Here is a 9,673-nt window from a genome sequence, read left to right on the forward strand (position 1 = left end):
CGATAGCTATACCGAGTTTCTGAAGAAGCCTATAGATAGGTCGAACCCCAGAGGGGTTCAATGTGAATAGCCCCGTATGCAATGCGGGGACTGCTGAAAACCGACAACTGCAAACTAAAAGTATAGAATGCCATTAACCCCCGCTCGAATCCTGGTCGTCGATGATAACGAAGACCTTCTAAAAGCAGCTCGTCTGCTTTTGAAACAACATTTTACCCGCGTTGATACTGAAAAAAATCCCGAAAATCTGCCCAATCTATTGCGTCAGGAAGGCTATGATGTGATTATGCTGGACATGAATTTCACGCAGGACGTTACCTCGGGAACGGAGGGGTTTTTCTGGCTGGACAAAATTCTGCAAATCGATCCGGCGGCGATTGTGCTGCTTATTACGGCGTACGGCGACGTAGAAATGGCCGTGCGGGCCGTAAAGTCCGGGGCAACGGATTTTATCCTGAAGCCCTGGAGTAACGAGAAATTGCTCGCGACGTTATTGTCCGCCCTTTCTCTGCGGAAGTCGAAACTGGAAGTCGAAAAACTCAAGTCGCAAAATGCCATCATTGCCCGCGATCAGCAGGCCCGGTTTGGTGAAATGGTTGGGGTAAGTTCAGCCATGCGGGAGGTCTTCGGTACCATTCAGAAAGTGGCCGCTACGGACGCCAACGTACTGATTTTGGGAGAAAATGGTACAGGGAAAGAGCTGATTGCCCGTTCCCTGCACCAAAACTCCAATCGTTCGCGGCAGGCCTTTATCAGCGTGGATCTGGGAGCCATCAGCGAGCATCTGTTCGAAAGTGAACTCTTTGGACACGTCAAAGGAGCCTTCACGGACGCCCGCGAAGACCGGGCCGGACGCTTCGAAGCCGCCGACGGAGGGACTATTTTCCTGGATGAAATTGGAAACATTCCTTTGCCCATGCAGGCCAAATTGCTAACCGTCCTGCAAGGCCGGCAGGTCACGCGGGTAGGTTCCAATCGCCCTAAATCCATCGACATTCGACTCATCTGTGCGACCAATATGCCCCTGTCCGAAATGGTGAGCAAAGGCGAATTTCGGCAGGATTTACTGTACCGGATCAACACCATTGAACTCCGGATTCCGGCCCTTCGCGAACGCCCCGAAGACATTGAACTGTTGGCTCATCACTACCTGCGGGTGTACACCCAGAAGTACCGTAAACGGATTAAAGACGTAAGTCCGGCGGCGATCCAACGCATGACCAAGTACGGCTGGCCGGGTAACGTTCGCGAGCTGCAACACGCCATTGAGCGGGCCGTCATCATGTGCGAAAAGGATATGCTGCAACCCGAAGATCTCTTTATTTCCAACGCTCAAAAGGTACCCGAAAAACCGACGAATGGCGAAACGATTTCCCTCGATCAGTTCAATCTGGACGAGCTGGAAAAAGCCATCATTCGGAAAGTACTCAACAAACACAGCGGCAATATTTCCAAAGCAGCGACGGAACTCGGACTGACGCGGGCTTCACTGTATCGGCGGCTGGAGAAATACGGACTTTAATTCCTTTCAGTACACGATTCCATACCCTAAAGAAAGACCTTTGTAAACCTCCGCGTCTTCGTATCCATCCTAGCGAAAATTAACTTTAATGACTCTGTTCCCCACTCAATACTCTACCTTGTCGTCGCGTGCCTTAGGAACCTACTTTGCTGAGGCGTACGGGTTTTCGGACGTTCGTTGTTCGCTTCTGTTACGCGGCGTCAGCGATACCTATCGGGTGGAACATGCCGAGGGGAAAGCCATTTTCAAAATCTACCGGGATGCCCACCGGTCCTTACCGGAAATTCAGGGTGAGGTAGAATTGCTGAATCAGTTACGGACGGGAGGAGCCCACGTTTCCTATCCGATAACGGATCTAAAGGGGCAAGTCATTCAGTCGTTTCAGGCCGCCGAAGGCATTCGAAACGGTGTACTATTTACCTACGCAAACGGTGAAAATGTCTATGATTTCTCCGACGAGCAGTTACGAATCATAGGGCATGAAATGGCGTTCAACCATACAATCACCAGTCAGCTAGAATTGCGTCATCCACGTAAGCCCTACGATTTGGAAACGACGCTGAATCGTCCCCTGGAAGTAATTAAACCCTTTTTTGAGCATTTTTCGGAAGGGTATGCCTATCTGAAAGAAACCGCTCGACGGGTAAAAGACGAGCTGGAGCGTTTCGATACAGCAGGATTCAGTACGGGCTACTGCCATTACGATTACCTACCCAAGAACTTTCATTTTGACGAGCAGAATACGCTTACGGTCTTTGATTACGACTTTGCCGGAAAAGGCTTTCTGGCCAATGACCTGATGTCGTTTCAAATCCACTTTTTCCTTCATACGTTCTTAAAAAAAATCACTAGGGAAGAAGCCGATCGGCAGTTTGGGGTCTTTGTCAACGCGTACCGGGAAAAGAAAGCTTTTTCAGAACAGGAGTTACAGGCCATCCCGTACTTGGGTTTCGCCTTCTGGCTTTTCTATCTGGGATTTCAGTGCGAAAATTTTGAGGATTGGTCGAATACCTTTTTTGGCCCCAGGTACATACACGACCGGATCAAACTGATTCAACAGTACATGAACATGTACAGTACATTCTAATGCTAGCCGCACCCCATGAGGAATTTTACGTTTCAGATTTATTTCCGGGTAGTGATCATTGTACTGGTAAGTATGCTGCTGGCGTACCTCTGGTTCAATACCCGTTTGATTGTAACCAAGGGCGTGCTGGTACTGCTGCTGGGGTATTTAAGTTTTGATCTGGTTTCGTACCTGAAAAAGGCCAATCGGCGGGTGATGGATCTGTTCGAAGCCATCCGCTATGCCGATTTTACCCGAAATTATACGACGCGGTATCTGGGTGGCTCGCCCGAATACGACTTTCTGGTTCAGGAAGTAATCGATTCCTACCGTAAAAACCGATCAGAAAAAGAAGAACTCGTCCGTTACCTGGAAACGATCGTTCAGCATCTGAGCGTCGGTTTGCTGGTGTTTGGAAAAGACGGGCACATCGAAACGGTTAATACGGCGGCTAAACGGCTGTTAAATCTGGTCGTTATTCGAAATCTGAAGGACTTGAATAGTACTTCGCCAGCTCTGGTGGAAGCTCTCGAAACCTCTTCTTCGGGCGACACGGGCCTGTTACGATTGACGCTGACGGGCGAAGAACGAACGCTGGCCTACGCCGTAACGGAGTTCATCCGGAAAGATCAGAAACTCAAATTGGTATCGCTGAAAGACATTCAGTCGGAACTACAAAATCAGGAATTTGACGCTTGGCGAAACCTGACGCGGGTACTAACGCACGAGATTGTTAATTCCATTACGCCCATTCACTCGCTGTCGGGCTCGCTGAAAGGGTTATTGCAGTCGGAGTGGGAGAACGATCAGCGACTGACCGAGGAAACGTATGATGATTTAATGGATTCGCTGGCGGTGATGGAACGACGCAGCGAAAGCCTGATGCAGTTGATCGATGCGTATCGCCGCTTTTCCCGCTTGCCTAAGCCCGACTTCAAGGTGGTATCGGTCGGTACGATTTTGCAGAACGTGGCAAGTTTGTACAAAAGCGAACTAGCCGATAAAAACGTTGAACTGGTCCTACGCGTCGAACCAGAAACGCTGGAAGTAACGGCCGATCCGCAACTGGTGGAATTTGTGTTGATTAATCTCGTTAAAAACGGTATTCAGGCGATGGATGGCGTGCCCAACGCTCGTCTGGAACTGATTGGCGAAAATGACAAAACGCAGCGGGTAACCATTCAGATAGCGGATACGGGGAAAGGGATCATTCCCGAAGCCATGGATAAGATCTTTGTACCTTTCTTTTCTACTAAACAAGGTGGCTCGGGAATCGGTCTGAGTCTGTCCCGGCAAATCATGCTACAACACCGGGGAACGCTACGGGTAGAATCCGAGCCAGGGGTACGGACGGTGTTTACGTTGCGGTTTTAGTGTAGTTGATGGTTGTTGGTTGATCGTTATTGGTAGGAAAGCCCTGATCGAAAATAGACCTAAGTGGCTGGTTTAGAAAGCTGATACAGACAAGATTCTCTTGCTAACAACGATCAACCAACAACTAAAAAACCTATTCATAAAACCGCGGTAACGCCCAGCGGTACCTGACAACCAGTAGTCGAAAAACAAAAATGAATCCGATGGTCAGGAGTTTAGCCAGTGGAATGGTAAGCGAAAATTCCAGAAATAAGTAGTACAAGATGCCGCCCAGAATACTGGCGGTAGCGTAGATCTCCTGCCGAAATACGATGGGAATGTCATTCAATAAAATATCCCGGATCACACCGCCGAAGCACCCCGAAATCGTTCCTAGAGCAACGCAAATGCCTGGATGCAGGCCGTAGCGACTGGCCTGCTCAATACCCACCAGCGTAAAAAAGCCAAGTCCTAGCGAATCAAAAAGTAACAGGGGTTTCTGAAGCCGTTCGGTTCCCCGTCGCAGAAACATCGAAATCAGAGCGGCCACCAGAATGATCAGGGGCGTAGTCGTGGTTCGCATCCAGGTAACGGGTGTATTGCCCAGCAGTATATCACGAATGGTACCCCCACCGACGGCCGTTACGAAGGCAATGATCAAGACGCCAAACGGGTCCAATCGACGCTGCATTGCCGCAAAAGAACCTGAAACGGCGAACGAAACCGTACCCGCATAGTCGATAAACCAGCTATATTCTAGCATACACCCGTACCGGATTAGACCGGATTTTCGCAAAAATAGGTATTTCTGTTTGTGTTGGAAGGAGTGGTTGGGGTAGTGTGAAGGTTTGAATGGTGTAAGGTTTGAGTGGTTTGAGCGAGGTGAATCAGTGCAGTTGGATGATGAAATACAGCCTAGGATAGACTTCAACCGCTGACGGGCAGTTCGTTTACCCCAAAGTTTTCAAATCAACCTCATTTCCGAAAACGACCCAAGAACCCTAACGGGGTTCAATGATCATTAGCCTGGGGTGCAACCCCAGGTGGTGGGGTTACAAAACCTTTCCAACCAAAGGATTCCCAATCCCCCGGTTAAAACTTCACTTTTACCCCCACACCTTCATCCGCCGGTTCCAGATTTTTCCAGAGCGAATCGTTCTTTCGGTAATGCGTTCGGTGAGCAGCGTACATTACACCGTCGAACAAAAACAGAAAAGCTCCCTGAAGGATCACCGCCTTACCGAACCCGCGAAGCTGAGCTTTATCCTGACGTTCTCCGCGTTGGTTCAGATACACGCCTCCGCCCACGTACACCACGTCCAGAGCCGTATTGATCAGAAATATTTTCTCGAATTTCCGTTGCTGCTTCAATACTTCATCTGCGGAGCGGTCGGGTAGCGGTTTGCGATTACTGAGCAGACTGGCTCCCGCCAGGACCAGATCAATGGCTGCCCAGCCCATGTTCATTTGATGAAAGGCTTTGGCTTCGCCACTGCTTTTGCCGAGCTGGGTAGCACTATAAACCAAGTTTCCCACGGCCCAGCCACCTAGTACGTACATACCCCGTTGGGTGAGGTCGACCCGTTGCTGATCAAAGGAGCGAAGGGTTTCGGTTTGAGCTTTCGATGGCCGTTGCGTACCTACGCACAAGGCCAGTAAGGAGAGGAGTTTTTTCAAGGCAAAAGGGCTTGTAGTATATAAATTCAGTAGGAAAAGGATGTACCAGGATGGTTACGTACCGCGGAAACCGAATAAGCTGCTACCTTTGTGGAGTACATTGGTCGGCGTTCCCCATGCCATTACTTGAACAATCCGATTACCGTCCCCCGTTTTGGCTGCCTGATGGACATGCCCAAAGCATTTTCCCCGCTTTATTTCGCAAAGTGACTGGGGTCGTGTACGAACGCGAACGCATCACTACTCCCGACGACGACTTCCTGGATTTAGACTGGAAATTCACGCTTCAGCCCGCTTCCGATCAGACACCATTGGTCATTCTCAGTCACGGACTGGAAGGTAATTCCTCCAGCCAGTACATCCGAGGCATGGTCAAGCACCTCAGTGCGAATGGCTTCGACTGCCTGGCCTGGAATTTCCGGGGCTGCTCGGGCGAAATGAACCGCCTGCCGCGTTTTTACCACAGCGGAGCCACGGATGATTTGGATACCGTTGTTCGCTATGCATTAACCAAAGGCTATCAAGACGTATATCTGATGGGTTTTAGCCTGGGTGGTAACCTGACACTTAAATATTTGGGCGAATTGGGACAAAATGCGTACCCGGAACTCCGCAAAGCACTGGTCTTCTCCGTACCTTTGCATTTGTCGAGCGGAAGTGCGTACCTCGAACGCTGGCAGGCCTGGGTGTATACCGACCGTTTCAATCGGTCGCTGAAGGATAAAATCCGGCAGAAAGCCGCCCTGCTTCCCGAACTGGTCGATGCCAGTCACGTGGACAAAGTACGTACCATTCGCGATTTCGATAATTTTTACACTTCACAACTACACGGGTACAAAGACGCAGAAGAGTACTACGAAGCCAATTCTTCGTTATACTTCCTGGATCAAATCCGGCTGCCTACCCGGATCGTTAACGCCCAGAACGATCCCTTTCTCTCCAGAGATTGCTACCCGTATGCACGCATAAAAACGTTAAAACAGGTCTGGTTTCAGGCTCCGCCGCAGGGGGGGCATTGTGGATTTTATCAGGCCGGCTATCAAGGTATTTTGTGGTCGGAGGACTTGGCCTTAAGGTATTTATTAAAAGCGTACTAATCTAATACAGAGTTATTGCAGGATGCAACACCCTTAGGTAGGGACTGCAAAATTGATTAATCATCCGTGTAAGCAGCGGTCCATTTGATTATGTTGACAAAAACCCTGGAACAAACCTACTTCGTGATTGATTTCGATTCAACGTTCACGAAAGTTGAAGGACTCGATGAGCTGGCGGCCATTAGCCTGGCCGGGCAGAAGAACCGCGACGAGGTCGTGGGAAAAATTAAAGAACTTACCGATCGGGGTATGGCGGGCGAACTTTCGTTCGAACAGGCTCTGCAGATGCGGATCGAACTGCTGAGTGCCAGCCGCGAACACGTCGAGCTACTCGTGGATTTTCTGCGGGGAAAAGTCTCGGATTCGTTTACCCGAAACAAGGATTTTATCAGTGAATACCGCGACCAGATCTACATCGTATCGAGCGGTTTCCGGGAATTTATCGAACCCATCGTTACGGAAATGGGCGTTCGCGAAGATCACGTCTTTGCCAATACCTTCCGCTTCGACGAGGCTGGTACCATCATCGGTTACGACGACACCAACGTCCTTTCCAAAAACGGGGGTAAAGTGCGTCTGTTGCAACAACTGAGCCTACCCGGTGACGTGTACGTCATCGGTGACGGCTATACGGATTACGAATTACGCGAATCGGGACTGGCGAATAAATTCTTTGCCTTTACCGAAAACATCGAACGTCAGAAAGTCATCGAAAAGGCTGATCACATCGTGACGTCCCTGGATGAGTTTCTGTATCTCAATAACTTAAGCCGCAGTCAGTCGTACCCTAAAAGCAAGCTGAAAGTATTGCTGCTTGAAAACGTACACGCCCGGGCGGTGGAAATGTTCAGCCGTGAGGGATTCCAGGTAGAACTCCTGAAAGGGGCACTGGATGAAGACGAACTGATCGAAAAAATCAAGGACGTTAGTATCCTCGGGATTCGTTCTAAAACGATGGTTACCAAACGCGTGCTGGAAAATGCTCCGCGTTTGATGGTCATCGGAGCGTTCTGCATCGGTACCAACCAGATTGATCTGGCAACGGCGGAAGAACGCGGCGTGGCCGTATTCAACGCTCCGTACTCCAATACGCGGTCGGTGGTTGAAATGGCGGTCGGTGAAATGATCCTGCTGATGCGGGGCATTTACGAGAAATCCGTCAAGCTACACAACGGCGTCTGGGACAAGTCGGCCAACAATTCCAACGAAGTACGCGGCAAGAAAATCGGTATGATTGGCTACGGAAACATTGGTATCCAGCTTTCCGTGGTAGCCGAGGCCCTAGGTATGGAAGTACTGTTCTACGATCTCGTGGAAAAACTTCCGCTTTCCAACGCCCGGCAGTGCCATACACTGGAAGAACTGCTGAGCCAGTCGGACGTCGTAACCCTGCACGTGGATGGTCGCAAAACGAACGCCATGCTCATCGGTGAGAAGGAATTTAGCCAGATGAAAGACGGCGTCGTATTCCTGAACCTTTCCCGCGGGCACGTCGTGGATGTGAAAGCACTGGCCAACGCCATCAAGTCAGGCAAGATTCGCGGAGCTGCCGTGGACGTATTCCCGCAGGAACCCAAAACCAACGACGAGGTGTTCGAAAGCGAATTACGCGGCCTGCCCAACGTCATCCTGACGCCGCACATTGGCGGTAGTACGGAAGAGGCTCAGGCCAGCATCGGCGAGTTCGTACCCAACAAACTGCTCAGCTACGTCAACACGGGTAGTACCTACGGCGTGGTGAACTTCCCTGAAGTAACCCTGCCGCCGCTGCACGATGCTCACCGACTCCTGCACATTCACCAAAACGTGCCCGGCGTACTGTCGAAAGTAAACGGCATCTTTGCCAAGTACGGTGTCAACATTGTGGGTCAGTACCTGAAAACGTCCGAGAAAATTGGTTACGTGATCACCGACGTAGCGAAAAATTACTCGAAGGAAATCGTACAGGAACTGAAAGAAATCGAAGAGACGATCAAGTTTCGGATGTTATACTAAAACGTACCAGTGTTGAGTACGGGTCAACGTTCGCTTTTCCGAGGTGAGAAGCGAACGTTGGTCTTTCATTCGTACGGTCCTTATTTCCATTATTCATGGCTCAAGTCTATTTTACCCCCGGTCCGGCGGAGTTGTATCCGACCGTCAGTCAGCACATCAAAACGGCTCTGGACGAACACATTGGATCTATTTCCCACCGTTCAGCCGCTTTCCGGAAAATCTACCAGCATACCGACGAGCAACTCCGGACCTTACTGAATATTCCCGCTACGCATGCCATCCTGTTTACCGGGTCGGCCACGGAAATCTGGGAGCGGATGATCCAGAACTGCGTGGAGTTCGAAAGCTTTCACTGCATCAATGGCTCTTTTTCGCAGAAATTTTACGATACGGCCAATGATTTGAAAAAGTTTACGCACCGTTTCGAAAAGCCGCTGGGACAGGGCTTCGACTACGAAGATTTCGTGAAAGTAACCGACGGTACCGCGGCGAAAGGCGAGGAGAGTAACGGAAAAGTGAAAATTCCGGATTACGTAGAACTGGTATGTCTGACGGCCAACGAAACCTCGACGGGCGTACAGATGAGGGGCGTAGATATTAACAAACTCAAGCGTAGTTACCGCTCGAAGCTGTTCTGCGTGGACATGGTTTCCTCGGCTCCGTATCATTCCCTGGATTTCGAAGAAGTAGATTCGGCCTTTTTCTCCGTTCAGAAATCCTTTGGTCTGCCAGCCGGACTGGGCGTCTGGATCGCCAGTGAAAAATGCCTTGCTAAAGCCGAGCAGTTACGCGAGAAAGACCTCAGCATTGGGTCGTACCATAGCTTGCCCAGTCTCTGGAAAAATTACAAAAACTTCGAAACGCCCGAGACGCCCAACGTCTGGAATATTTATTTGTTGGGTAAAGTCGCCGAAGACATGAATCGCATCGGCGTAGAAGCGATTCGGAAAGAGACGGATGCTA

The 9,673-nt window shown here is 50.1% G+C and carries 8 protein-coding genes; 6 read left to right on the plus strand and 2 right to left on the minus strand.

Annotated elements, in window-relative coordinates; translation table 11 throughout:
• Window positions 1-127: 127 nt before the first annotated feature.
• From ACOJTG_RS13640 to ACOJTG_RS13650, 3 genes are all read left to right on the plus strand, one after another.
• Window positions 128-1,522: a sigma-54-dependent transcriptional regulator gene (locus ACOJTG_RS13640; protein ID WP_420154325.1), complete on the plus strand. Its 1,395-nt coding sequence runs from the start codon at window positions 128-130 to the stop codon at window positions 1,520-1,522.
• An 88-nt stretch (window positions 1,523-1,610) separates the two neighbouring features.
• The gene (locus ACOJTG_RS13645; RefSeq protein WP_420154326.1) at window positions 1,611-2,609 is read left to right on the plus strand and encodes a phosphotransferase enzyme family protein; all 999 of its coding nucleotides are present in this window, start codon (window positions 1,611-1,613) and stop codon (window positions 2,607-2,609) included.
• Window positions 2,610-2,624: 15 nt separating this feature from the next.
• On the plus strand, window positions 2,625-3,962 hold the full coding sequence (locus ACOJTG_RS13650) for a sensor histidine kinase (RefSeq protein WP_104712612.1): 1,338 nt from the start codon (window positions 2,625-2,627) through the stop codon (window positions 3,960-3,962).
• 133 nt (window positions 3,963-4,095) lie between these two features.
• On the opposite strand, the gene ACOJTG_RS13655 is transcribed toward ACOJTG_RS13650, so the two are convergent.
• A complete protein-coding gene (locus tag ACOJTG_RS13655; protein WP_420154327.1) occupies window positions 4,096-4,704 on the minus strand; it encodes a trimeric intracellular cation channel family protein in 609 nt (202 codons plus the stop codon).
• A gap of 329 nt (window positions 4,705-5,033) precedes the next feature.
• Complete coding sequence (locus ACOJTG_RS13660) at window positions 5,034-5,618, minus strand: DUF6992 family protein (RefSeq protein ID WP_420154328.1); 585 nt, start codon at window positions 5,616-5,618, stop codon at window positions 5,034-5,036.
• Window positions 5,619-5,734: 116 nt separating this feature from the next.
• On the opposite strand from ACOJTG_RS13660, the gene ACOJTG_RS13665 reads away from it, so the two are divergent.
• From ACOJTG_RS13665 to ACOJTG_RS13675, 3 genes are all read left to right on the plus strand, one after another.
• Window positions 5,735-6,715 (plus strand): YheT family hydrolase, encoded by a 981-nt coding sequence (locus tag ACOJTG_RS13665; RefSeq protein ID WP_420154329.1) that lies wholly within the window; start codon window positions 5,735-5,737, stop codon window positions 6,713-6,715.
• Between the two features lie 90 nt (window positions 6,716-6,805).
• Window positions 6,806-8,710, plus strand: coding sequence for a phosphoglycerate dehydrogenase (gene serA / locus ACOJTG_RS13670; RefSeq protein ID WP_420154330.1), 1,905 nt, complete (start codon window positions 6,806-6,808; stop codon window positions 8,708-8,710).
• Between the two features lie 95 nt (window positions 8,711-8,805).
• A partial coding sequence (locus ACOJTG_RS13675; RefSeq protein WP_420154331.1) for an aminotransferase class V-fold PLP-dependent enzyme occupies window positions 8,806-9,673 on the plus strand: 868 nt, incomplete at its 3' end.

Source organism: Siphonobacter sp. (assembly GCF_048595215.1).
Lineage (GTDB): Bacteria > Bacteroidota > Bacteroidia > Cytophagales > Spirosomataceae > Siphonobacter.

Bases quoted from the DNA above. Each gene is read 5' to 3' on its own strand.
- ACOJTG_RS13640 (WP_420154325.1), top strand. From the start codon at position 128: ATGCCATTAACCCCCGCTCGAATCCTGGTCGTCGATGATAACGAAGAC.
- ACOJTG_RS13645 (WP_420154326.1), top strand. From the start codon at position 1,611: ATGACTCTGTTCCCCACTCAATACTCTACCTTGTCGTCGCGTGCCTTA.
- ACOJTG_RS13650 (WP_104712612.1), top strand. From the start codon at position 2,625: ATGAGGAATTTTACGTTTCAGATTTATTTCCGGGTAGTGATCATTGTA.
- ACOJTG_RS13655 (WP_420154327.1), bottom strand. From the start codon at position 4,704: ATGCTAGAATATAGCTGGTTTATCGACTATGCGGGTACGGTTTCGTTC.
- ACOJTG_RS13665 (WP_420154329.1), top strand. From the start codon at position 5,735: ATGCCATTACTTGAACAATCCGATTACCGTCCCCCGTTTTGGCTGCCT.
- serA (WP_420154330.1), top strand. From the start codon at position 6,806: ATGTTGACAAAAACCCTGGAACAAACCTACTTCGTGATTGATTTCGAT.